Origin of the sequence: Streptomyces sp. NPDC052016, from assembly GCF_044548445.1 — a bacterium.
Lineage (GTDB): Bacteria > Actinomycetota > Actinomycetes > Streptomycetales > Streptomycetaceae > Streptomyces.
In genome coordinates, this window is sequence record NZ_JBIUBX010000006.1 from 33513 (window position 1) to 56576 (window position 23064).

The 23064-nt window shown below is 72.8% G+C and carries 26 protein-coding genes; 10 read left to right on the plus strand and 16 right to left on the minus strand.

Annotated features, from left to right (window positions below; translation table 11 throughout):
- The 5 genes from ACIHAR_RS09595 to ACIHAR_RS09615 all read right to left on the minus strand — a co-directional run bounded on the left by ACIHAR_RS09595 (window position 1) and on the right by ACIHAR_RS09615 (window position 4872).
- Window positions 1-816 carry an MlaE family ABC transporter permease gene (locus ACIHAR_RS09595; RefSeq protein WP_400018308.1) on the minus strand — a complete coding sequence of 272 codons (816 nt, stop codon included), beginning with the start codon at window positions 814-816 and terminating at the stop codon, window positions 1-3.
- 3 nt (window positions 817-819) lie between these two features.
- Window positions 820-1590: an ABC transporter permease gene (locus ACIHAR_RS09600; RefSeq protein ID WP_365459073.1), complete on the minus strand. Its 771-nt coding sequence runs from the start codon at window positions 1588-1590 to the stop codon at window positions 820-822.
- Entirely contained in the window at window positions 1587-2552 is a 966-nt protein-coding gene (locus ACIHAR_RS09605) for an ABC transporter ATP-binding protein (protein WP_400018311.1), read from the minus strand. The genes ACIHAR_RS09600 and ACIHAR_RS09605 overlap by 4 nt, the downstream gene beginning before the upstream one ends.
- 114 nt (window positions 2553-2666) lie before the next feature.
- A complete protein-coding gene (locus ACIHAR_RS09610) occupies window positions 2667-3734 on the minus strand; it encodes a sigma-70 family RNA polymerase sigma factor (protein WP_400018313.1) in 1068 nt (355 codons plus the stop codon).
- Window positions 3735-3825: 91 nt separating this feature from the next.
- On the minus strand, window positions 3826-4872 hold the full coding sequence (locus ACIHAR_RS09615; protein WP_365459082.1) for a lytic transglycosylase domain-containing protein: 1047 nt from the start codon (window positions 4870-4872) through the stop codon (window positions 3826-3828).
- Between the two features lie 317 nt (window positions 4873-5189).
- Between ACIHAR_RS09615 and ACIHAR_RS09620 the strand changes: the two genes are divergently transcribed.
- The 7 genes from ACIHAR_RS09620 to ACIHAR_RS09650 all read left to right on the plus strand — a co-directional run bounded on the left by ACIHAR_RS09620 (window position 5190) and on the right by ACIHAR_RS09650 (window position 10943).
- On the plus strand, window positions 5190-5441 hold the full coding sequence (locus tag ACIHAR_RS09620; protein ID WP_365459085.1) for a thiamine-binding protein: 252 nt from the start codon (window positions 5190-5192) through the stop codon (window positions 5439-5441).
- Complete coding sequence (locus ACIHAR_RS09625; protein WP_365459088.1) at window positions 5438-5806, plus strand: helix-turn-helix domain-containing protein; 369 nt, start codon at window positions 5438-5440, stop codon at window positions 5804-5806. Before ACIHAR_RS09620 ends, ACIHAR_RS09625 begins: the two co-directional genes overlap by 4 nt.
- 169 nt (window positions 5807-5975) lie before the next feature.
- Window positions 5976-6488, plus strand: coding sequence for a 2-oxo-4-hydroxy-4-carboxy-5-ureidoimidazoline decarboxylase (gene uraD, locus ACIHAR_RS09630; protein WP_400018316.1), 513 nt, complete (start codon window positions 5976-5978; stop codon window positions 6486-6488).
- A gap of 3 nt (window positions 6489-6491) precedes the next feature.
- The gene (gene uraH / locus ACIHAR_RS09635; protein WP_365459094.1) at window positions 6492-6893 is read left to right on the plus strand and encodes a hydroxyisourate hydrolase; all 402 of its coding nucleotides are present in this window, start codon (window positions 6492-6494) and stop codon (window positions 6891-6893) included.
- A 7-nt stretch (window positions 6894-6900) separates the two neighbouring features.
- Window positions 6901-7824 carry a factor-independent urate hydroxylase gene (gene pucL, locus ACIHAR_RS09640; RefSeq protein WP_365459097.1) on the plus strand — a complete coding sequence of 308 codons (924 nt, stop codon included), beginning with the start codon at window positions 6901-6903 and terminating at the stop codon, window positions 7822-7824.
- Window positions 7825-7954: 130 nt separating this feature from the next.
- The gene (locus tag ACIHAR_RS09645) at window positions 7955-9334 is read left to right on the plus strand and encodes an 8-oxoguanine deaminase (protein ID WP_365459100.1); all 1380 of its coding nucleotides are present in this window, start codon (window positions 7955-7957) and stop codon (window positions 9332-9334) included.
- 223 nt (window positions 9335-9557) lie between these two features.
- Complete coding sequence (locus ACIHAR_RS09650) at window positions 9558-10943, plus strand: nucleobase:cation symporter-2 family protein (RefSeq protein ID WP_400018320.1); 1386 nt, start codon at window positions 9558-9560, stop codon at window positions 10941-10943.
- On the opposite strand, the gene ACIHAR_RS09655 is transcribed toward ACIHAR_RS09650, so the two are convergent.
- The 6 genes from ACIHAR_RS09655 to ACIHAR_RS09680 all read right to left on the minus strand — a co-directional run bounded on the left by ACIHAR_RS09655 (window position 10909) and on the right by ACIHAR_RS09680 (window position 14750).
- A complete protein-coding gene (locus tag ACIHAR_RS09655) occupies window positions 10909-11511 on the minus strand; it encodes an exonuclease (protein WP_400018322.1) in 603 nt (200 codons plus the stop codon). The two genes, ACIHAR_RS09650 and ACIHAR_RS09655, sit on opposite strands and share 35 nt — an antisense overlap.
- A 305-nt stretch (window positions 11512-11816) precedes the next feature.
- On the minus strand, window positions 11817-12239 hold the full coding sequence (locus ACIHAR_RS09660; protein WP_365459108.1) for an acyl-CoA thioesterase: 423 nt from the start codon (window positions 12237-12239) through the stop codon (window positions 11817-11819).
- Window positions 12240-12313: 74 nt separating this feature from the next.
- Window positions 12314-12940, minus strand: a complete 627-nt coding sequence (locus ACIHAR_RS09665) for a hypothetical protein (protein ID WP_365459111.1) — start codon at window positions 12938-12940, stop codon at window positions 12314-12316.
- Window positions 12941-13011: 71 nt separating this feature from the next.
- Window positions 13012-13611, minus strand: a complete 600-nt coding sequence (locus tag ACIHAR_RS09670) for a histidine phosphatase family protein (RefSeq protein WP_400018325.1) — start codon at window positions 13609-13611, stop codon at window positions 13012-13014.
- Between the two features lie 51 nt (window positions 13612-13662).
- A complete protein-coding gene (locus ACIHAR_RS09675; RefSeq protein ID WP_400018327.1) occupies window positions 13663-13869 on the minus strand; it encodes a DUF397 domain-containing protein in 207 nt (68 codons plus the stop codon).
- Window positions 13866-14750, minus strand: coding sequence for a helix-turn-helix transcriptional regulator (locus ACIHAR_RS09680; protein WP_400018329.1), 885 nt, complete (start codon window positions 14748-14750; stop codon window positions 13866-13868). Before ACIHAR_RS09680 ends, ACIHAR_RS09675 begins: the two co-directional genes overlap by 4 nt.
- 124 nt (window positions 14751-14874) lie before the next feature.
- Here ACIHAR_RS09680 and ACIHAR_RS09685 point away from each other — a divergent pair, with 124 nt between their 5' ends.
- Complete coding sequence (locus ACIHAR_RS09685; RefSeq protein ID WP_365459123.1) at window positions 14875-15321, plus strand: ATP-binding protein; 447 nt, start codon at window positions 14875-14877, stop codon at window positions 15319-15321.
- Window positions 15322-15344: 23 nt separating this feature from the next.
- On the opposite strand, the gene ACIHAR_RS09690 is transcribed toward ACIHAR_RS09685, so the two are convergent.
- Window positions 15345-16553, minus strand: a complete 1209-nt coding sequence (locus ACIHAR_RS09690; protein ID WP_400018332.1) for a pyridoxal phosphate-dependent aminotransferase — start codon at window positions 16551-16553, stop codon at window positions 15345-15347.
- Window positions 16554-16634: 81 nt separating this feature from the next.
- On the opposite strand from ACIHAR_RS09690, the gene ACIHAR_RS09695 reads away from it, so the two are divergent.
- Entirely contained in the window at window positions 16635-17264 is a 630-nt protein-coding gene (locus ACIHAR_RS09695) for a winged helix-turn-helix transcriptional regulator (protein ID WP_400018334.1), read from the plus strand.
- 70 nt (window positions 17265-17334) lie between these two features.
- Here ACIHAR_RS09695 and ACIHAR_RS09700 read toward each other — a convergent pair whose 3' ends face one another.
- The 3 genes from ACIHAR_RS09700 to ACIHAR_RS09710 all read right to left on the minus strand — a co-directional run bounded on the left by ACIHAR_RS09700 (window position 17335) and on the right by ACIHAR_RS09710 (window position 21025).
- Window positions 17335-18138: a hypothetical protein gene (locus tag ACIHAR_RS09700; RefSeq protein WP_365459132.1), complete on the minus strand. Its 804-nt coding sequence runs from the start codon at window positions 18136-18138 to the stop codon at window positions 17335-17337.
- The gene (locus ACIHAR_RS09705; RefSeq protein ID WP_400018336.1) at window positions 18138-19400 is read right to left on the minus strand and encodes a VWA domain-containing protein; all 1263 of its coding nucleotides are present in this window, start codon (window positions 19398-19400) and stop codon (window positions 18138-18140) included. Before ACIHAR_RS09705 ends, ACIHAR_RS09700 begins: the two co-directional genes overlap by 1 nt.
- Window positions 19401-19465: 65 nt before the next feature.
- Complete coding sequence (locus tag ACIHAR_RS09710) at window positions 19466-21025, minus strand: IucA/IucC family protein (RefSeq protein WP_400018339.1); 1560 nt, start codon at window positions 21023-21025, stop codon at window positions 19466-19468.
- A gap of 90 nt (window positions 21026-21115) precedes the next feature.
- Between ACIHAR_RS09710 and ACIHAR_RS09715 the strand changes: the two genes are divergently transcribed.
- Window positions 21116-22651 carry an IucA/IucC family protein gene (locus ACIHAR_RS09715; RefSeq protein WP_400018341.1) on the plus strand — a complete coding sequence of 512 codons (1536 nt, stop codon included), beginning with the start codon at window positions 21116-21118 and terminating at the stop codon, window positions 22649-22651.
- On the opposite strand, the gene ACIHAR_RS09720 is transcribed toward ACIHAR_RS09715, so the two are convergent.
- Window positions 22615-23052: a MerR family transcriptional regulator gene (locus ACIHAR_RS09720; protein WP_365459557.1), complete on the minus strand. Its 438-nt coding sequence runs from the start codon at window positions 23050-23052 to the stop codon at window positions 22615-22617. The two genes, ACIHAR_RS09715 and ACIHAR_RS09720, sit on opposite strands and share 37 nt — an antisense overlap.
- Window positions 23053-23064: the final 12 nt, after the last annotated feature.

Sequence of the window (23064 nt, forward strand, 5' to 3'; positions counted from 1 at the left end):
TCACCCCGCGATCCGTACGGTCGTGCTGGCGCCCCAGATCGCCAGGGACAGGAAGAAGTCCACGACGTTGACGGCCACGATGGAGGTGCGCACCGCGCGGCCCACCGCGACGCCGACGCCCGCGGGGCCGCCGCTCGCGTAGTAGCCGTGGTAGCAGTGCACCAGGATGATCAGCACCGCGAAGACGATCACCTTGCCGAACGACCACAGCACGTCGACGGGCGGCAGGTACTGCTGGAAGTAGTGGTCGTACGTGCCCGTCGACTGCCCGTAGTAGCCGGTGGTGATGGTCCGGGCGGCGAGGTACGAGGACAGCAGCCCCACCACGTACAGCGGGATCACCGCGACGAAGCCGGCGATCATGCGCGTGGTCACCAGGAACGGCAGCGAGGGCACGCCCATCACCTCCAGGGCGTCCGTCTCCTCGCTGATCCGCATCGCGCCGAGCTGCGCGGTGAACCCGGCGCCGACGGTCGCCGACAGCGCGAGCCCGGCCACCAGCGGCGCGATCTCGCGGGTGTTGAAGTACGCCGACAGGAACGCCACGAAGTTGGACGTGCCGAGCTGGTTCAGGGCGGCGTAGCCCTGGAGGCCCACCTCGGTGCCGGTGAAGAACGACAGGAAGGCGATCACGCCGACCGTGCCGCCGACCACGGCGAGCGCGCCCCGGCCGAAGCTCACCTCGGCGAGCAGCCGCAGGATCTCCTTCTTGTAACGGCGCAGGGTGCGGCCGGTCCAGGCCAGCGACCGTCCGTAGAAGGCGAGTTGGGCGCCCAGCTCCTCCAGGGAGTGCAGGGGGCGTCGGAGGATTCTCATGCGCTAACCCCTCGGCGGGACGACCTGGAAGTACACCGCGGTCATCACGAAGTTCGTCACGAACAGCAACATGAAGGTGATCACCACGGACTGGTTGACGGCGTCGCCGACGCCCTTCGGGCCGCCCTTCGCCGTCAGCCCCTTGTACGAGGCGACGATCGCGGCGATCGCCCCGAACACCAGCGCCTTGATCTCGGCCGCCCACAGGTCGGACAGCCGGGCGAGCGTGGTGAAGGACGCGAGGTAGGCGCCGGGCGTGCCGTCCTGGAGGACGACGTTGAAGAAGTAGCCCCCCGCGACACCGACCACCGACACCAGGCCGTTGAGGAGCACCGCGACCACCATCGACGCCAGCACGCGCGGCACCACCAGCCGGTGGATCGGGTCGATGCCGAGCACCTGCATCGCGTCGATCTCCTCGCGGATCTTCCGCGCCCCGAGGTCCGCGCAGATCGCCGTGCCGCCCGCGCCCGCGATGAGCAGCGCGGTGACGATCGGCGAAGCCTCGCGCAGGACCGCCAGCACCGAGGCGGCGCCCGAGAACGACTGCGCGCCGAGCTGCCGGGTCAGGCTGCCGATCTGCAGCGCGATCACCGCACCGAAGGGGATCGAGACGAGCGCGGTGGGCAGGATCGTCACGGACGCGATGAACCACGCCTGCTGGATGAACTCCCGCACCTGGAAGGGGCGCCGGGGCACGGTCCGCAGGATGTCCAGGGCCATCGCGAAGAGGTCGCCCGCGTGCCGCAGCGCCCCGGTCGGAGACAGGCTCACGCGTCCGCCACCTCCTTCCGGTGCGGTTCGGTCTCCCGTCTCGCGATCGCCTCCCAGCGCGGCGGCCGGGTGATGCCGGGACCCGGCAGCAGGCGCGGAGTCAGCGCCCGGCTGCCGGCAGTCCCGGTGTCCTTGCCGTCGCCGCGGTCGCCCTCGTCCTCGCCGAGCTGGGCCAGCTCCTGCTCGACCTGGGCGGCGTCCTTCTCCTCCGCCATGCCGATCGGCCCCTGCATGCGGCCGTTCAGGAACTGCCGTACGACGGGTTCGTCACTGGTCAGCAGCTTCTCGCGGGGACCGAACATCACCAGCTCACGGCGGAACAGCAGCCCGATGTTGTCGGGGACCTGGCGCGCCGAGGCGATGTCGTGCGTGACGATCAGGAAGGTCGCGTCGATCTGCGCGTTGAGGTCGACGATCAGCTGGTTGAGGTAGGCGACGCGCACCGGATCGAGCCCCGAGTCCGGCTCGTCGAAGAGGATGATCTCCGGGTCGAGCACCAGCGCCCTGGCCAGCCCGGCCCGTTTGCGCATCCCGCCGGAGATCTCGCCGGGCAGCTTCTCCTCGGCGCCGATCAGCCCGACCATGTCCATCTTCTCCAGCACGATGCGCCGGATCTCGCTCTCGGGCTTGCGGGTGTGCTCACGCAGCGGGAACGCGATGTTGTCGTACAGGTTCATCGACCCGAACAGCGCGCCGTCCTGGAACAGCACGCCGAAGAGCTTGCGCACCTCGTACAGGTCGTGTTCCCGCAGCTTGGTGATCTCCTGGCCCGCGACCCGGATCGAACCCCGGTCCGGCTTCAGCAGCCCGACGAGCGTCTTGAGGAACACCGACTTGCCCGTCCCCGAGGGGCCGAGCAGCACGGAGACCTCCCCGGCGGGCAGCGTCAGCGAGACGTCCTGCCAGATGACCTGGTGGCCGAAGGACTTGGTCAGTCCTTCCACACAGATCTCGACACCCATCCGGATCACCCTTCAGCCGGCCGTGGAGCAGCTTCGACATCTGCTCTACGGGGAGGGCCGGGGCGTCCGTCGCGACGGTTCCGGATTTTTTTCGGAGTTCTCCGGGGACGGGGTTTACGGCAGCGCGTCCACCGGGGCGGAGGGCAGCGCGGGGGCCTCCGGGACGTCCGTGACCTGGGGCGGAGCGGGGCTGCCCGGCGCGACCTGCGAGAGGTCGTTCAGGTCCGGGGCCCGGGGGACATCAGGGAGCTCGGGGACCTCCGGTACGACATCCGGCATGTCCGGGACGACGTCCGGCACCTCGGGAGCGGTCAGCTCCGGCCCCGGGGAGAGCGCGACCTCCGGCAGGGACGGCACCGACAGCGGCAGCAGCGACTCCGCGCCGGGGGCACGCGACGGCTGTGGAGCCGCGGGCGTCGAGGCCGCCGTCCGCCCGCGACCGTCCGAGGGCGGCACATCGCCCTCGGCGTACGGCCGCTGCCAGGCCTCCGGGGCCGGCGAGACGGAGGAGCCCGGTCCCCGGCCCCGGCCGTCCCCGTCGTGGACGTGCGGCAGCGCGAACCCGGCCACGACCAGGGTCACCGCCGTCGAGGCCAACGCCACCGCCTGGGCGTGGCCGCCCGCCCGCGGCCTGCCGCGCCCGGACAGGAACAGGACGAGGCCCAGCGTGCCGGCGAGCGAGTTGCGCAGCGTCCGCCGGGCGCGGGCCAGCAGCGACTCGACGGTCCGGTAGCTCAGCCCCATCCGGACGGCGACCTGGTTGACGTCCAGGTCCTCCGACTTCAGACGCAGCGCCTCCGCCTGGCGGGCCGGGAGTTCGCCGCTGCGGACGGCGAGCCACCGGGCCTCGGCCCGGTCGCACACCGCTTCGTCGACCGGCACCGGACCCGGCTCCACCAGCGTGGGGCTGCGGTGCACCTCCGCCTCCCGGCTGACCTGGCGGTGGCGGTCCACACAGAGCCGCATCGTGACCGTGGTCAGCCAGGCGGCCAGCCGCTCGTCGTCCAGGTCCGGACGCTCCGCGGCGCGCAGCATCGCCTCGTGCACGGCGTCCTCGGCGTCCTCCAGGCTCACCGACCTGCGGCGCGCCACCTTGAGCAGGTGCTCGCGATGGCACCACATACGCTGCCAGCGGTCGTGGGCCGCCTGTGCCTCCGCAGGCATGTCCGTCGTCGTCGCCATGAGGGCCCCTTCGCACGTACCCGCCGGGCTCGTGCCGCCCGGCGGGTCGCGACATTACCGCCGAGTATCCGCGGTGTGGAGGGGGCCGCCGCTATCGAGTCGGCAACGGTCCGTCATCGCCTCCGACCAGCGGCAGCGCGTCCTCCGCGGGCAGGTCGACGCCGGCGTCGGGGAGCGGGGCCACGGGCTCCGCCGGCTCGTCGGGCGCGATCGGCGTGCGGGACGGGCGGGGGGAGGGCGAGGACGGCGCGGCCGGAGCGGTCGGCCCGGGCGAGGCGCCGGGCCGTTCCGACGGTTTCGACGGTTGCCGTGAGGGCGTGGCGGACGCGGTCCGGGACGGCGACGGGGGCGGCCCGGCGGGGGAGCCGGCGGCGTCGGGGACGACCCGGTGCCCGCCGAGGAAGTACGCGTACCAGGCGCGGACCGTCCGCAGGTACGCCCGGGAGTGGTTGTAGCCGAGGATCGCGCGGTCCAGGTCGGCGGGGTCGGACAGGTCCCGGTCGCCCGAGCACAGGTAGCGTCCGGCGGCGAGCGCGGCGTCGTGGACGTTGTTCGGGTCGGCGCGTCCGTCGCCGTTGCCGTCCGCCCCCCAGACCGCCCAGGTCGACGGGATGAACTGCATCGGTCCGACGGCACGGTCGTACGCCGTGTCGCCGTCGTGTGCGCCGCCGTCGGTGTCCCGGATCTCGGCGAAGCCGTTGCCGTCCAGCCGCGGGCCGAGGATCGGCGTCAGCGTCGTGCCGTCCGCGGCGACCCGGCCGCCGCGCGCCTGCCCGGACTCCACCTGGCCGATAGCGGCCAGCAGTTGCCAGCGCAGGCCGCAGCCCGGGTCGGTCCGCGCGAGCGTCTCCTCGGCCCGGCGGTACGCGGCGAACACGCTCGCCGGCAGCGCCCCGGCGACGGGGCCCGCCCCGGCCGCCCTGTGCGGGGCCTCCCGCTCCGGGGCCCGCAGCGGCGGGAGCTCCGTGCGGTACGGGGTGTCGCCGGACACGCTCGGCCCGCGCTCGGCGGGCGCCTCGGGCGCGGGCGGCGTGGCCCGCGCGGTCACCGCCCCCGGCGCCTGTGAGGCGGTCAGCGCGGCCATGGCCGCCACCGCGATCGCCGTTCCCCTGGCCCGTCTGCCTGCCCGCGTCGCCATGTCTGCGGTCCCCTCCTCGCGACGAATTCGGTCATCTGCTCTGCTCTACGGGGAGAGGCGCGGGTTCCGTCGCGGCAACCCGCTGCAACCGTCGTGGCCACGCCGGATCCGTCGCGGTTGCCGCCGGATCCGTCGCGGCCACCACGGGATCCGTCGCGGCGGGCAGGGCCTTCCGTCGCGGCGGAACCGGGCTTTCCCTCAGGGGCGGGTGAGGGGCGCCGGTCGGTTAGGGTCGTCACCGAACGGCCGGGGCGGACCCGTCCCCGACCGCGGACCTGGCGGAACGCGCCGGCCGGAGCGGATGCCATGGGGGCACAGTGCGATTGCGAGTGGAATTCACGACCGAGCCCTTCGACCTGGACGAGGCGCCCGCGCACGCGCTGGTCGCCCGCGAGGTCGTCGAGGCCGCCGACCTGGACGCCGTGGACGTCGGCCCGTTCGGCAACACCGTGGAGGGCGGGGCCGACGCGGTCCTGAGCGCCGTGGACGCCCTGCTGCGCAGGACCCTGGCGGCGGGCGCCACCCGGGTCTCGCTCCAGGTCAACGTCCTCGGGGAGGGCGAGAAATGACCGGCACCGGCGACGAACCCTTCATCACGGCCGTGAAGCCGCTGGTCGACGCGATGGGCGGCGAGCTGGTCCCGCCGGACGAGGCCGGCCCCGACGACGTCGTGCTGGTCTGGGAGGGCGCCGACGTCGTCGCCGTGCGCCTGCCGCAGCTCGCCGACTCCCTCGACCACATCCTGGCCGCCATGGAGCGCAAGAAGGGCAAGCCCCTGGCCGACCTGGACCGCAAGGCCAAGCAGGAGGTCGTGCGGACCCTCGAGGCGCGCGGCGCCTTCTCCGTGCGGCACGGGGTGGAGACCGTGGCGAGCGCCCTCGGGGTGAGCCGCTTCACCGTCTACAACTACCTCAACCGGGAGAAGGGGAACTGAGCCGGCGCCTCCGGCGGGGTGGCGCCGGCCGTCTCGTGCGGCGGGTGTCGCGTCATCCGGGTTTCGTCACACGGAATTTTCAACAAAGTGTTGACGGCTTGTCGGGGGAGGGCGTTAGCTAGCCGCAGCCCGTTCAGCAACGAAGGCCCTCGCGGCCACGGAGGCTCCCGTGACGTCGACTTCCCTGCCCCCGGGCCTGGCCCGGTTCAACGACCTCGAGGAGTCCGCGGCCCTCACCGCGCTCCACGAGGCGTGCGCCTCGACGACCTGGGCGAACCGGCTGCTCGCGGCCCGCCCCTACACCACCGCCGAGGACCTGTACGCCGCCAGTGACGCCGCCATGGCCGAGCTGACCACGGCGGACCTGGAGGAGGCGATGGCGGGGCACCCGCCGATCGGCCGCCCCGAGCCCGGCGACCCGACCTCCGCCCGGGAGCAGCGCGGCATGGCCGGCGCCTCCGAGGAACTGAAGGCGGAGATGCTCGAACTGAACCTGGCCTACCAGGAGAAGTTCGGCCATGTCTTCCTGATCTGCGCCACCGGCCGCACCGGCGAGCAGATGCGCGACGCGGTCAGGGAGCGGATCGGCAACGCGCCGGAGCGGGAGCGGGAGATCGTCCGCACCGAGCTGGGCAAGATCAACCGTATCCGGCTCGCCCGACTCGTCGAAGAGGACGCCTGAGAGATGAGCACCAGCACCACCGCCTCCGTGTCCACACACATCCTGGACACCTCCGTCGGCCGCCCCGCCGAGGGCGTCGCCGTCCGGCTCTCCGCCCGCTCGGGGCGGGAAGCGGACTGGCAGGCGCTCGGCGGCTCCGCGACCGACGGGGACGGCCGGTGCAAGGACCTCCCGGCACCGCCGGAGGGCACCACCCATGTACGGCTCGACTTCGCGGTGGAGCCGTACTTCGAGACATCCGCGAAGAAGCAAGCCGATGCGCAGCAGGACGCCCCCGCGAATCGGGACAGCGGTGCCGTGTTCTTCCCGGAGGTGGCGATCACCTTCGCCGTGAACCCCGGCGAGCATTACCACGTACCGCTGCTGCTCAACCCGTTCGGCTACTCCGTATACCGAGGGAGCTAGCGAGCACATGCCCACCATTCTGGGACAGAACCAGTACGGCAAGGCCGAGAACCGAGTCGTCAAGATCACGCGGGACGGCGCCACCCACCACATCAAGGACCTGAACGTCTCCGTGGCACTGAGCGGCGACATGGACGAGGTCCACTACTCCGGCTCCAACGCCAACGTCCTGCCGACCGACACCACCAAGAACACGGTGTACGCGTTCGCCAAGGAGTACGGCATCGAGTCCGCCGAGCAGTTCGGCATCCACCTCGCCCGCCACTTCGTCACCAGCCAGGAGCCGATCCACCGGGCCCGCATCCGCATCGAGGAGTACGCCTGGGAGCGGATCGAGACCTCCGACGCGAACGGGCGGGCCGTCGGCGCCGACGAGGTCAGGCACTCCTTCGTACGCAAGGGCCAGGAGACCCGGCTCACCCAGATCACCTACGACGGCCGGTCGTGGGAGGTCGTCTCCGGCCTCAAGGACCTCGTCGTCATGAACTCGACCAACTCCGAGTTCTGGGGCTACGTCAAGGACAGGTACACGACGCTGAAGGAGGCCTACGACCGCATCCTGGCCACCCAGGTCTCCGGCCGCTGGCGGTTCAACTGGACCGACGACGAGCAGGAGATGCCGGACTGGGAGAAGTCCTACGAGCAGACCCGGAAGCACATGCTCCAGGCCTTCGCCGAGACGTACTCCCTCTCGCTCCAGCAGACGCTGTACCAGATGGGCGCGCGGATCATCGACCACCGCGCCGAGATCGACGAGGTCCGCTTCTCCCTCCCGAACCAGCACCACTTCCTCGTGGACCTGGAGCCGTTCGGGCTGAAGAACGACAACGAGGTGTACTTCGCCGCCGACCGCCCCTACGGCCTGATCGAGGCCACCGTCCTGCGGGACGGCTGCGAGGCGAGGATCCCGGTGGACCTCACCAACCTCTGACCCCTCCCCCCGACGCACCCCTTTCGGCACCCGTGGCCGGGGAACCCGGGCACCCGCCCTCCCCGGCCACGGCACTCAAAATTCCCAGGGTCCTGCCGTGCCCCCTCCACATCAGCGCAAAGGACGAACCATGGCAGCAGACCGGCGCATCGTCATCGAGAACTGCGCGATCGCGACCGTCGACGCCCACGACACCGAGCACGCGAGCGGTCACGTCGTCATCGCCGGCAACCGCATCGAGGCCGTCGGCGCGGGCAGGGCCCCCGAGGGCCTGGAGAACGTCGCCCGCCGCATCGACGCCACCGGCCACCTGGTCACCCCCGGTCTGATCAACACCCACCACCACTTCTACCAGTGGATCACCCGGGGCCTGGCCACGGACCACAACCTCTTCGACTGGCTCGTCGCGCTCTACCCCACCTGGGCCCGCATCGACGAGCCGATGGTCCGCGCCGCCGCCCAGGGCTCCCTCGCGATGATGGCCCGCGGCGGCGTCACCACCGCCATGGACCACCACTACGTCTTCCCGCACGGCTCCGGCGACCTCTCGGGCGCGATCATCGGCGCCGCCCGCGACATGGGCGTCCGCTTCACCCTCGCCCGCGGCTCCATGGACCGCAGCGAGAAGGACGGCGGCCTCCCCCCGGACTTCGCCGTCGAGACCCTGGAGGGCGCCCTCACCGCCACCGAGGAGACCGTACGGCAGCACCACGACGCCTCCTTCGACGCGATGACCCAGGTCGCCGTCGCGCCCTGCTCCCCCTTCTCCGTCTCCACCGAACTGCTGCGCCAGGGCGCCGAACTGGCCCGGCGTCTCGGCGTGCGCCTGCACACCCACGGATCGGAGACGGTCGAGGAGGAGAAGTTCTGCCACGAGCTGTTCGGCATGGGCCCGACCGACTACTTCGAGTCCACCGGCTGGCTCGGCGAGGACGTGTGGATGGCGCACTGCGTCCACATGAACGACTCCGACATCGACGCCTTCGCCCGCACGAAGACGGGTGTCGCCCACTGTCCGTCCTCCAACGCCCGCCTCGCGGCCGGCATCGCCCGCGTGCCGGACATGCTCGCGGCCGGCGTCCCCGTCGGCCTCGGCGTCGACGGCACGGCGTCCAACGAGTCCGGCGAACTCCACACCGAGCTGCGCAACGCGCTGCTCATCAACCGCCTCGGCGCCCACCGCGAGGCCGCCCTGAACGCCCGGCAGGCGTTGCGCCTCGGCACCCACGGCGGCGCACGGGTCCTGGGCCGCGCGGCCGAGATCGGCTCCCTGGAGCCGGGCAAGCTCGCCGACCTGGTGCTGTGGAAGCTGGACACCCTCGCCCACGCCTCCATCGCCGACCCGGTGACCGCGCTGGTCTTCGGCGCGGCCGCCCCGGTCACCGCCTCCTTCGTGAACGGCCGGCAGATCGTCGAGGACGGCCGCCTGCTCACCGCCGACGAGGACGCCATCGCCCGCGCCACGCGCGAGGAGGCCCGGCGGCTCGCCCGGATCGCCGCGCAGGGCTGAGCCACCCAGAACTCCGGGCGAGGGGGACGGCCCTCGACCGGACGCCGTGACCGGGGCGCGCGTGGACGCGCGCGCCCCGGGGACGGTCCCCTCGTCCGTCCCGCGTTCCCGGTCCCTCCCCCACTCTCGACTTCGCTCGAGCGGGAGGTGCCCCCATGACCGCGCACCACCTCCCTGAAACCCACGCCAGAGCTGCCGTGTAACCGACCGGAGGAGAGCCGCCGTGTCCGCCCACCCCGTCGACGAGAAACTCCCCGCCCTGAGAATGGCGACGACCGGCCTTCAGCACGTGGCCGCCATGTACGCGGGAGTCGTCGCCCCGCCCCTGATCGTCGGCGCGGCCGTAGGCCTGTCCGGCACCGACCTCACCTTCCTCACCGGCGCCTGCCTCTTCACCGCGGGCCTCGCCACCTTCCTCCAGACGCTCGGCGTCTGGAAGATCGGCGCCCGTCTGCCCTTCGTCAACGGCGTCACCTTCGCCGGGGTCGCCCCCATGACGGCGATCGTCGCCTCCACCGAGGACAAGGCCGACGCCCTGCCCGTCATCTTCGGCGCGGTGATCGTCGCCGGCCTGCTGGGCTTCCTCGCGGCCCCCGTCTTCTGCAAGGCGGTCCGCTTCTTCCCACCCGTCGTCACCGGCACGGTCATCACCCTGATCGGCGTCTCGCTGCTGCCGGTCGCCTTCGGCTGGGCCCAGGGCCCGAACCCGGCCGCCGACGACTACGGCTCGGCCACGAACCTCACCCTCGCGGGCGTCACCCTGCTGCTCGTGCTCCTCCTGCGCCGCTTCACCCGTGGCTTCGTCAAGCAGATCGCCGTCCTGCTCGGCCTGGCCGTCGGCACGCTCCTCGCGATCCCGTTCGGCGTCACCGACTTCGGTCCGGTCGCGGACGCGGACCTGGTCGGTTTCCCGACCCCCTTCCACTTCGGCGCCCCGCAGTTCCAGCTCGCCGCGATCCTGTCGATGTGCGTGGTGATGGTGGTCTCGATGACCGAGTCGACCGCCGACATGCTCGCCCTCGGTGAGATCGTCGACCGCCCGGCGGACGAGAAGACCATCGCGGCGGGCCTGCGCGCCGACACCCTGGGATCGGCGATCAGTCCCGTCTTCAACGGCTTCATGTGCAGCGCCTTCGCCCAGAACATCGGCCTGGTGGCGATGACGAGGATCCGCAGCCGCTACGTCGTGGCGACCGGCGGCGCCTTCCTGGTCCTGATGGGCCTGTGCCCGATGGCCGCCTCGCTCATCGCCGTCGTCCCGCGCCCGGTGCTCGGCGGGGCCGGCGTGGTCCTGTTCGGCTCGGTGGCGGCGAGCGGCATCCAGACCCTGGTCCGGGCCGGCCTCGACAAGGACAACAACGTCCTGATCGTCGCCGTCTCCCTGGCCGTCGGCATCATCCCGATCACCGCGCCGGAGTTCTACCACGCCTTCCCGGAGACCGCGAGGATCGTCCTGGACTCGGGCATCTCGACGGGCTGCGTGGCGGCGGTCCTGCTCAACCTCGTCTTCAACCACCTGGGCAGGAGCCGGGACGCGCAGGACGTGACCCATCCGATGGAGGCGGGGGAGGAGATCACCGGGGCGACCCGGGCCCCGGCCACTCCATGAGGTTGGCGAACAGCTCGGCCTGCTCGACGGCGTCGTCCAGCGCGTGGTGCGTGTGGCGGCGCCTCGACAGCAGCTCGCGCGGCATCGTGCCCTTCGCGACGGCCCGCAGCGGAAGGCCCGCCTTCGTGGCGTACAGCGTCTTCATGTCGAGGCAGCCCGAGTGCCCGAAGGGGCTCACCCCGGTGAAGCGGATCAGGTACCAGTACAGGAACGTCCAGTCGTACGACGCCGGATAGCCGCACATCACCGGCTGGGCGTCGCCGCTGACCTCGCGCACCCAGCGGGTGAACCGCGCCATGGCCACGCGGGGGTCGAGGCCCTCCACGCGCAGGCGGTCCCGGTCGAGGCCGCTCACCGCCAGAGCCTCCGGGACGAACTCCTCGCTGACGGGCCGCAGTTCGCAGTAGAACGTCCGGGCGGTGGGGTCGGCGGCGGTGAACCCGTCGCCGTCCTGCACACCGGCGACCGCGGCGCCCAGGCTCAGCATGGAGTACGGCCCCGGGATCGGGCCGTCGGCCTCGATGTCGACGGAGACGTAGAGGCTGGGTTTCACGCGGCGACGGGACATGGGACCGGAGCATCGCAGGCGAGCGGCGTGCCGCGCATCCGGATTCCGCCCGGCCGACGCCTCTTTCCGCCCCCGCTTAGCGCCGGCGCGCAGTCGGGGGGCCTTCTGCCGGGGGAGCGGCTGCGGCTGCGTGGTGGCCGTTCGCGCAGTTCCCCGCGCCCCTTGAAGTGGGTCCGGCCGGGCCCCGTGAAGGAGCCCGGGGAACCGCGCGACCAGCCACCCACCACGCGCGGCGGCCCGCGAAACCGGAAGGACGCCGGGCGGCGCCGGGGTCGTACGGCGGAGCCGGGGCAGTGCGTGGCCGGTCAGAGCCCGAACAGGCTCGGATCGGACGCCAGCTCCTTGAAGTGGTCCTGCGGACGGGCCACCATCCGCCGTTCCTTCAGGTCCAGCAGGCCGCCCACCGCCGTCAGCTCCGCCGCGACCGTGCCGTCCGTCTTGCGGATCGTCTGCTCGATGCGGAACGTCTTGCCGTCGCCCCACTCGAAGACGCACGTCACGTCGACCTCGTCACCGGCGAGGAGCTCGCGCTTGTAGCGGATGGTCGTCTCCAGGGCGACCGGCCCGATGCCCCGGCCGATCAGCCCGGCCTGGGTGATGCCCGCCGCCTGGAGCAACGACCAGCGCGCGTGCTCGGCGTAGTTGATGTAGACGCTCTGGTTCAGATGGCCCTGTACGTCGGTCTCGTAGCCGCGGACGGTGACCCGGACGGAAAACGGCTCGCTCACTGGTTCCCCTTCTCGTCGACGGGAGATCGATGCCGTGTCCACCGACTCCCCCGGCCCCGATCTTGGCATGTCCCTCACACGCGGCGGGGGGAGGCCAGCAGGTAGCGGTTCCTCGTGCGGGGGTCGGTGTGCTCACCGACCTGCCAGCCCGCCTTCTCCAGTGTCGCCGCGCAGCCCCGGAGCGTCCCCTCGTCCGGCCCGTGCACGGCGACGGCCTCCGGCTGAGGGGTCGCGCGCACTCGGTAGCCGTCGCCGTCGGGCCCGGCGGGCCGGTGCCCCGCCGCCTCCAGGGCGAGCGCGGCGGCCCGCACCAGATGCGTCCGCTCCCAGCCGCACGGCCGGTCCACCACCCCGTCCGGATTGGTCATCCGGCGCAGCTCCAGCAGCCCCTGCCAGGCGCTGTGCACCTCACGGGCGCGGGACGGTCCGGTGTCCGGGGTCTCCTCGCCGCCGACCCGCGCGGCGAACACCCCGGTGTCCGCCTCGGGGGCCTCGGCGGCGGCGACCGGCTCGGGCACCGCCTCCCGTATCCGATGCCCCGCGGGCGTCAGGAAGTGGTCGTGCGGCGGCCGCGGATGCCGGAAGGCCAGTCCCCGCCCGACCAGGGCCGCGAGCTGGGCCTCCGTGCCCCTGAGGCGCCCGGTGACGGGGTCGGCGGCGTCGATCACCCGCCGCTGGGCGGCGGTCGGCGGTCGGGTCACGGCGTGCTCCTCCCCACGCTCGGCATGGCCTCGAAGGGCTCCCGCACCACTGCGATGAGCCCGTTCGAAGGCTACGCCGGGGGTCTGACATTCCACCCCGAGATCACCGGCCGCCCGTGCTCCGTGCCCAGCCGGCACAGTGTTCCGGTCGCCAGCTGGAACAGGGCCCCGTGCGACGGCGGCAGTCCCAGCCGTCGTGCGGTGAGCACCCGCAGGATGTGCCCGTGCGCCACCAGCACCACGCATCCCTCGGTGTTGGCGAGCGCCGCGTCGACCTTGCCCAGCATCCGGTCGGCCCGCTCACCGACCTGCTCCGGCGTCTCCCCGGGGTGGTCGGGCGGCCCCGGTACCACCCCGTCCGTGAACAGGAACCACCCCGGCCGCTCGCGCTGGATCTCGACCGTGGTCACGCCCTCGTAGCCGCCGTAGTCCCACTCCTGGAGGTCGGCGTCGACCCGCGCGTCGTGCAGCCCGATCAACTCGGCCGTCTCCCGGGCGCGCTGCCGCGGACTGACGAAGACGGCCCCGATCCGGTGCGAGCGGATCAGCGGCACCAGCCGGCGCGCCTCCTCCCGCCCGTGCTCGGTCAGCGGGACGTCGGTCGTTCCGGTGTGCCGGCCGGAGCGCGACCACTCGGTTTCCCCGTGCCGGACGAGAAAGAGATCACCCATGGTGACAGGCTCGCACAGCAGATTCCGTCACGCCGACGCCACGCGCCCCGGTCAGCGATCGGCCGCGTGCGAGACGAAGGCGGCCCACTGGGTGGCGCCGAAGGCGAGTTGGGGGCCGTGCTCGTGCTTGGAGTCCCGTATGTGGACGGTCCCGAGGGCTGAAGCGACCTCGACACAGGCGGGCCCGTCGTCGGTGCTGTAGCTGCTCTTGAACCACTTCAGCTCGGACCCGTGACCGTCCGAGGGCTTTGCGCTCATGTCTCTCCCAGAACTTTCTCGATGAAGGTCAGCGACTCCTGCGGTGGGAGCGCCTGAGCCCGGATGATCCCGTAGCGCAGCTCAAGGATCTGGATCTCCTGGCGGTCCGAGATCAGTCGGCTGGTGCGCTGCACTTCGTTGTGCACCACCGTGTTGCCCTCCCTCAGCCGCAGCAGCGTGAAGGGGCCGCCGAGACTGGCGTTGTCCTCTCGATCCAGTGGCAGCACCTGGATCTCCACGTTTCGCATCCGCCCGATTTCCAACAGTCGTTCGAGCTGTCGGCGCAGAACCATTCTGCCCCCGACGCGCCGCCGCAGTGTCGCCTCATCGTGAACGAAGCTGAAGGCAGGGATCATCCGCGAAACGTCGACAATCTTCTGACGCGCGAGACGGCCGGCGACGAGGCGCTCGACCTCCTCCTCGGGGAACGCCGGGCGCCGCGAGCGGAACACCGCCCGCAGGTACTCCTCCGTCTGCAACAGCCCGTTGACGACGGAGTTGTCGTAGGCGCAGATCTCGACCGCCTCCCCCTCCAACTTCTTCAGGTCCCGCACCTTCTTCGGGTACCGGGCCTCCTCCACGTCCCTCTGCAACCCGGCGATCAGCCCGCCCGCCCCGAGCACCTCGTCCGCCGCCTGCAGGAACTGCGGCTTCGGTGCCCGCCGTCCCCGTTCCACCGAGGACACCTGCTCCTCGCTGTACCGGATGGCCGTTCCCAGCTCGGCCTGGGTCAACCCCTTGCGTTCCCGGCACATCTTGATGACCTTGCCGACGGTCCGCAGCACCGCGGTCGACTCCTCGTCGTCGGCCTGCGGCTGTTCGGCGTCTCCCTGTCCCGTCGCGTCCACCCTCGGACACCTCCTCGTGCCGTCCGTCCCCAACGTCCCACCGGCCCCGCAGGTGACGCGTCGCCGCCCGGACAGAGCCGGACGACGAGCGGACAGTGACGCTGCGTACCGCCGACGGTCCTGTTCAGAGTAGAGTCGCGCGACCACGCTGAGTGACATGAACGTGGAGATTGCCCAACCAGCCCCCACCGCCCGTGAGTTCTGCGTCCGTCTCTCGGGAACCCCCAGAGGCGCCCGCCTCGCCCGTCACCTGGCGGCCGAACAGCTCGACACATGGGGCTGGCCCTACGCGACGGACGCGAACGGCACGGCCGCTCTCCTCGTCGCCGAACTGGCGGCGAACGCCGTTCGCCACGGCCGGGAACGGGGCCGCGACTTCCGGCTGCGCCTCACGCTGCACCCGGAGGGCGCCACGCTCCGTATCGAGGTGACGGACGCCCGCCCCGGCCGCCGCCCGCCCACCCCCGGATCGCTCCGGTTCCCGGGCCCGGACGCGGAGTCGGGCCGGGGCCTCCTCCTGGTCGAGGCCCTGTCCGACCACTGGGGAGCGACGTGGGGAGACCAGTACACGAAGACGGTGTGGTGCGAGGTCACGCTGGGATGAGTCCCGGCGGCGTCCGAGGGCTCCTACTGCCGGTACCCGCCGAGGAACCGCCCGATGCGCCCGATCGCCGCCTCCAGGTCCTCCGCGTGGGGGAGGGTGAGGATGCGGAAGTGGTCGGGGGTGGGCCAGTTGAAGCCGGTGCCCTGGACGACCTGGATCTTCTCCCGCAGGAGGAGGTCCAGGACGAACTTCTCGTCGTCGTGGATCTTGTGGACCTCGGGGTCGAGGCGCGGGAACGCGTACAGCGCGCCCTTCGGCTTCACGCACGACACCCCCGGGATCTCGTTGAGCTTCTCCCACACCACGTCCCGCTGCTCGCGCAGTCGTCCGCCCGGGGCCGTCAGCTCCTGGATCGACTGGCGGCCGCCGAGCGCGGCCTGGATGGCGTACTGGGCGGGCGCGTTGGCGCACAGGCGCATGGAGGCCAGCATGGTGAGGCCCTCCAGGTAGTTGCCGGCGTGCTGCTTGGGGCCGGTGACGACCAGCCAGCCCGAGCGGAAGCCCGCCACCCGGTACGTCTTCGACAGGCCGCAGAAGGTGAGGACCACCAGGTCGGGCGCGAGGGCGGCGGCCGAGTGGTGCACGGCGCCGTCGTAGAGGATCTGGTCGTAGATCTCGTCGGCGAAGACCATCAGACCGTGCCGACGGGCGAGGTCGAGGATGCCCTCGACGATCTCCTTCGGGTAGACGGCCCCCGTGGGGTTGTTCGGGTTGATGATCACGACGGCCTTCGTCCGGTCGGTGATCTTCGAGGCCATGTCGTCCAGGTCCGGGTACCAGTCGGCCTGTTCGTCGCAGAGGTAGTGGACGGCCTTCCCGCCGGCGAGCGTGGTGACGGCCGTCCACAGCGGGAAGTCCGGGGCCGGGATCAGGATCTCGTCGCCGTCCTCCACCAGCGCCTGGACGGCCATGGAGACCAGTTCGGAGACGCCGTTGCCGAGGAAGACGTCGTCCACGTCGACCTCCAGGCCCCGGTTCTGGTAGCGCTGGGCGACCGCCCGGCGGGCGGAGAGGACGCCGCGGGAGTCCGTGTAGCCGTGCGCCTGCGGGAGCATCCGGATCATGTCCTGGATGATCTCCTCCGGTGCCTCGAACCCGAACAGCGCGGGATTGCCGGTGTTCAGGCGCAGCACGCTGTGGCCCGCCTCCTCCAGCGCGTTGGCGTGCTCGATCACCGGGCCGCGGATCTCGTAACAGACCTCGCTGAGCTTGTTCGACTGCCGGAACTCCATGCGCCCCTCCGGTATCTGGTGTTGCTTGGTTTTACCAAGCTCCGGCTTGGAAAGTCCAACGACATGTCTAGACTGCGTCGCATGTCTCGCCGCCGAAGCTACGACCAGTACTGCTCCGCCGCCCGCGCGCTCGACGTCGTCGGCGACCGCTGGACCCTGCTGATCGTCCGGGAACTGCTCGCCGGCCCGCGCCGCTACACGGACCTGCACGCCGACCTGCCCGGCGTGAGCACGGACGTCCTCGCCTCACGGCTGAAGGACATGGAACGCGACGGGCTCGCCGCGCGACGCCGGCTGCCGCCGCCCGGCGCGGCCTACGTGTACGAACTCACCGGCCGCGGCCGGCAGTTGCTGCCCGTGCTCCAGGCGCTCGGGGCGTGGGGGCAGGCGGAGCTGGGCGAGCGGCGGCCCACCGACGCCGTCCGCGCGCACTGGTTCGCGCTGCCCCTGCTGCGGGCCCTGGAGGGAGAGGCGGGGCTCGTCGAAGTCCGCCTGGAGGAGGGCGACTTCCACCTCTTCGTGGGCACGCCGGAGGGACCCGTGTACGGCGACGGGCCCGCCCCCGGAGAGCCCGACGCGCGGCTCGTCCTGGACACCGGCACCTGCACCGCCCTGGCGCGGGGGGAGCTGGGGCTGCACGAGGCGGTGCGGGCCGGGCGGGTCGACGTGACCGGTGACGGCACGCTCGCCAAGGCGCTGCGGGAGGCGTGAGAGAAGGCGGAAGGCCCACCGCGGTCGCGCGGTGGGCCTCCTGACGGTGACTCAGGACCTCAGCGACCTGTCAGACGGTCGGCGGCACCCGCGACGGACGTCCCGAACCCCGGGTGAGCGCGTATCCGCCGATCCCGGCGAGCGCGGCCAGGATCCCGCCCACCGCCGTCCACACCCAGCGGTCCGACCACCAGCCGGACGACCAGCCGTCGTCCGGCTCGAGGCTCGACAGCACCGGGGAGGACGACGCGTCGTCCTCGTCGTTCCCGGACGTGACCGCGACGCCGGGCACCAGCGGCTCGGCCAGCGAGCCGTCCACCGCCGCCGACCCGCCGATGTCCTTGGAGGTGACCCGCAGTTCGGCCTCCACCGGCAGACCGAGGTCGGCCGTCTTCACGCCGACCGCCGTCAGGCGCACGTAGTACGTGCCCGGCAGCGGGTCGTTCGCCCACGGCTCCGACCAGGCGCGGACCGTGCGCAGGACGCAGGCCAGCTCGACGGAGGCGGTGCCCGGGGCGGCGGTGCGGGTCTGGGCGCCGTACTGACAGGCCTGGCGGCGGCGCAGACCGTCGTACACGTCGACCTGCCAGGTCTGGCCGGTGTGCTCCTCGGGCAGCTTCACCGTCGCCTCGACGGTCGGGCGCCGGCCGGCGTCGGCCGGGAACGACCAGTACAGGTAGTCGCCGGTGGAGGCGCTCGCGGTGGCCGTCCGTCCCTGCTCGACCTCCGCCGCCGTACGGAACGACGTGCCCGCCGAGGTGGGCGCGGAGCCGTCGTCGGACGGGCTCGGGGAGGGGGTGGAGTCGGCCGCCGCCGGCCCGGCCGCCAGGCCCAGCGCCAGCAGGGCGGCCCCCACCACACGTGTGATCCGCATCAGTTGGTCCTCCACACCGCGACACGCCAGCGCGACAGCCAGCCCCACACGAGACCCGCGAGGAAGCCGGTCAGCACCAGGGCGCCGAGCAGCCACCAGCCGCGGCCGAGACCGAAGGAGGCCACGTCGCTCGCCTGCGACGGGCCGTCGACGACGTCCACGGTCAGCTCCAGCGGCATACCGGGCGTGGTCTTCACCCCGGCGGCCGGCGAGAAGGAGTTGGTCACCTGGAGGCACACCGTCTCCGCCGGGGCCTCGTCCTCGTCGCTCTCCGCTTTCGGGTAGCGCAGCCCCGTCGAGACGACGTCGGTGCGGCCGTTGCCCCCCGCCTCGCCGCGCACGATCTCCCGGCCGTGCACCGTGACCGCCCGCAGCAGCACCCCGTGCCCGGGGTTCATCGCGCGGTCCGCCGCCACGCTCACCGAGGCCCGCAGCTCCCGGCCCGGGTCCACGTCCACCCGGTACCAGCGCTCCTGGCCGAACTCCTCGCGGTCGGTGTACAGGCCCGACTTCAGCGTCGGCGCCTTCGCGCAGGAGTCCGCGCCCTGCGTGGCGACCGGCGTCACCACCGGGTCGGCCGCGCGGTCAACCAACTGGTTCACCTTGTCGGTGAGTTCGTCGGTGTGCTCCACCGAGGTGTACGTGCCGCCCGTGGCCTCCGCGATGCAGCTGAGCTGCTGCCGCATCTTGACGTTGGGCACCAGGCCGAGGGTGTCGATGGTCAGGCCGATGCCCTTGGCCGCGATCTCGCGGGCCACCTCGCACGGGTCGAGCGGCGCGCACGTGTCCTCGCCGTCGCTGATCAGCACGATGCGCTTGGAGCCGGTGCCGCCGTCGAGGTCGTCGGCCGCCTTCAGCAGCGCGGGGCCGATCGGCGTCCACCCGGTGGGGGTCAGGGTCGCCACCGCCGTCTTGGCCTCGGTGCGGTCCAGCGGGCCGACCGGGTACAGCTGCGCGGTGTCCTTGCAGCCCGTCTTGCGGTCGTCCCCGGGGTAGTCGGCGCCCAGGGTGCGGATGCCGAGCTGGACCTCCTCCGGGGTGGCGTCCAGCACCTCGTTGAACGCCTGCTTGGCCGCGGCCATGCGCGTCCCGCCGTCGATGTCCTTCGCCCGCATCGAACCGCTGACGTCGAGGACCAGGTTCACCTTCGGCGCGCTGGCTGTGGTCTCGTCGGCGACCGCCCCGGCCGGGAACGCGAGCCCGGCCGTGAGCGCGGCGAGCAGGGCGCCCACGCCCGCCGCCAGCCGTTGTCTTCTGATCATCGGCGGATCCTATTGATCAGAGGCGCCCGGTCACAAAACAGGGCCCGGCCTCACCTCCCGGCCCGTCATCCCTCCCCGGCCACCAGCGGATTGGGAAGCTCCGTCCACTGGTCCCCGCTCACCCCGGGCGACAGGCGCATCAGCGTCAGCGCCTTCACCGGCAGCGGCTCCTCGCACAGCGCGGCGGTGTCCGCGGTCGACGGCACCTCCCGCACGGCCGCCGCCAGCGCCGCCCGCAGTGCCTCCCGGCTTCCGGCGGTCCCCGCCAGCGCGCCCGCCACCAGGGAGCCGAACAGCTTGCGCCGCAGCGCCGTCACGTCGTCCGTGAGGATCCGCTCCGGCAACTTGGGCAGCGTCAGGCCGTGACGGGCCGTCCGCGCCGGGCTGACCCGGATGTCGGCGAGGTCCCGGTAGACCAGCCGCAGCGGGGCGCCCGACGCCGACAGGACCACCAACAGGTTCTGCCCGTGCGCCTCCAGCGCCACGCCGAGCTCCAGCAGCCGCAGCCCGACGGTCAGCGCGAGACGCGCGAACTCCGCCAGCCAGCCCGCCCGCGCGGGCAGTTCCGTGGTGGCGAGGGCGGCCACCGGGACGACGTGCTCACCGCGCGCCGCGTACACGGCGGGCGACTCGCGCAACAGGGCCGCGAGGTCGGGGGTGCGGGCGGTGACCGCGCCCAGCGTGCGGGTCGTGTGCAGCAGGCCGTCCGTGCGGGCCGCCAGCGTCTCCCCGAACGCCGACAGGGCCGCGGAGGCGGTGACCGACCCGACGGAGATGTCCCGCACGGACGACGTCAGCCGGGCGCTCAACGCGGTCTTCACGTGCGGCCCGTCCGGCAGCGCGAGCGTGCGCAGCGACATCAGCGGGTGCGCCGCGAGCCCCTCCTCGCACGTCCGCTTGAGCACGTGCTGCGCCTGCCACGGATGCACCGGGATCACCACCCGCTCCCCGTCCCGCAGTTCCGACGGCCACACCCCCGACACCAGGCACTCACCGGCCGGCACCGGCAGCAGCCCCAGCCGCACCGAGCGCGGCCGGTGCTCCGGCGCGTACGCGAGCTGCTCGGCCACCGAGAAACCCGGCCGGGAACGGCAGTTCGGGTGGTACGGGTGGCCGTCGACCACCCGCTGCTCCCACTCCCAGTCGTGCGCGGGCCACTCGTTCGGGTGACGGCCGAAGGATGCGTGCCCGGCCCGGGACAGCGCCAGCGACGCCGTGCTGTGCCCGAGTTCGTCCGCGAGGCTCCCGCCGTGCGGCACCGCGAGGTCCGTCATCAGCCGCGCGGGATCGACGTGCACCGCCTCACGGCCGGCCACCCCGCCCCCGGCCCCGCCCCCGGCCCCGGCGTCCAGGCGTACCTCGGTCACGTACCCGGCGGTCGCGTAGGGGTCGGCGTGCGGGCCGTGCAGGCGCCGGCCGTCGCGGAGGTGCAGGGTGAGGCCCTCCCGGCCCGGTTCGCGGCGCGCGATCCACGGCAGGGGTTCATGGGCGAGGGCGCGCCACAGACGCGTCAGCACGGCCGCGCGGGCGCCGGGCAGCGCCGCCGCGAACCGCGGACCGAGCGCGGGGCGCAGGGCGGCGAGCTCGGCGGCCAACTCGGCCTCGGCGGTGGGGGAACGGTGCACGGGCGGGCTCCTCGGGTCAGTACGACGTCAGGGCGGGCCGTGACGCCAGCGATACTGATCGTCTCCGCCCGAAAGAACCGTAGGGAACGAGTGCAACGCGTGGACCTCATCCCCCCGCCCGCCGCGACCGTGGCGCCGGCCGGCCACACCGGACCCGTGGGCGTCGACGGCCTCGCCGACGCCCACGCGGCCGCGCCCCTGCTGAACTGCCTGCTGCGGGAGGTCGCCGAACCGCTGCCGGAACGCGACGGACGGCTCGTGTACCGGCTGCCCACCGGCCGGGTGGTGCGCGTCCGCGGCGCCCGCCGCCCCGCCGGTCCCGAGGTGCGCACGGCCGGCGCCTGGCATCCCCTCGACCACACCGCCCTCGTCACCCTGGTGGCCGAGGAACTGCGCCACCACACCGGGCTCGCCAACCACCGACTCACCGCCGAGATGCTCGCCAGCAGGGACGCGGTCGCCGCCCTGCTCACCGCACGCGCGCGTGCCACCCCGCCCGACGACCCGTACCTGCGCTCCGAGCAGTCCCTCGTCACCGGACACCCCCACCACCCCGCCCCCAAGGCACGCGGCGGAGGCCCGCCCGCCGACTGGCTGCCGTACGCCCCCGAGGCGCACGCCCGCTTCCCGCTCGTCCTGCTCGGCCTGCGCGAGGACCTGGTCGTCGAGGAGGGCGACACCTCCGCGCTCGACGCCCTGGGCGAGGCCCCGCCCGGCTACCGGCTGCTGCCCGCCCACCCCTGGCAGCTCGATCTGGCCGGCCGGGAGCTCGCCGAGGCCTTCGCCGACGGCCGGCTGGTCCGGCTCGGCGCCACCGAGACCCCGGCGTGGCCGACGGCCGCGATCCGCACCGTGTACACGCCCGAGCGGGACCTGTTCCTGAAGTTCAGCCTGGACGTGCGCATCACCAACGACATCCGCCGGCTGTGGCGCCACGACCTGCTGAAACTCCGCCGGACCGACGCGGCCGTCACCCGGGCCTTCGCCGCGGCGGGCGGCCCGGCCGCCTGGCTGAGCGACCGCGGCTACCGCACCGCCGCCTTCGCCTTCGAGGAACTGGCCGTCCTCGTCCGCGACGGTCTGCGTGGCCACCTCCTGCCCGGCGCGACCCCGCTGCTCGCCGCGAGCCTCGTGGACGGCCTGCCCGGCAGTCCGCTGGCCTCGGTCACCGACCCGGCCGGCTGGTGGGAGGCGTACCTCGCCGCCGTCGTACCCCCCGCGCTGGCCGCCTTCGCCGACCACGGCGTCGTCCTCGAGGCCCACCTGCAGAACACGCTGGTCGCCGTCGACGCCGGCGGGACGCCCGTGCAGGGCCTCTTCCGGGACGCCGAGGGCGTCAAGCTCCTGGCGGACGTGGACCGCGCCGCGGGCTGGGAACGGCTCGTGTACTGCCTGGTCGTCAACCACCTCACCGAGGTCGCCGCAGCCCTGGCCGAAGGCCGTCCCGGCCTGGACCCCTGGCCCGCCGTCCGCCGCGAGCTGGCCCGCCACGACCTCCCCGAGGTCCGGGCCCTGCTGACCGCGCCCACCCTGCCCGGCAAGACGAACCTCCTGCTGCGCTGGACGGACGCGGACGGCGCCGACGCCCGCTACCGGCCGCTCCCCAACCCGCTGGCCGGTACGTGACCCGAACGCGTGGGCGCGGGCGCGGTCGCCCTCCGGAGGCGTTCGCTCAGCGTGGCCGCGAAATCCTCCGCCCGGGCCAGCTGCGTGCGCAGATCCGCCACCCGCTGCTGCGCGGTCTCCTCGAAGCCGCGCACCCGCAGGAGGAGTTCCTCCCGCTCCTGAGCGGCCACCTCGCCGGCGTCGAGGCGGTCGACGGCGGCCAGCAGCTCACGCATCTGGTCCAGGGTGAAGCCGAGGGGCTTCATCCGCCGGATGACCATCAGTCGGTCGACGTCGGCCTCCGTGTAGAGGCGGAAGCCGCCCTGGGAGCGGGCGGAGGGGACGACGAGGCCCGCCTCCTCGTAGTGCCGGATGGTGCGCAGGGACAGCTCGGTCCGTGCGGCGACCTCGCCGATCTGCATGTGCCTGGCGTC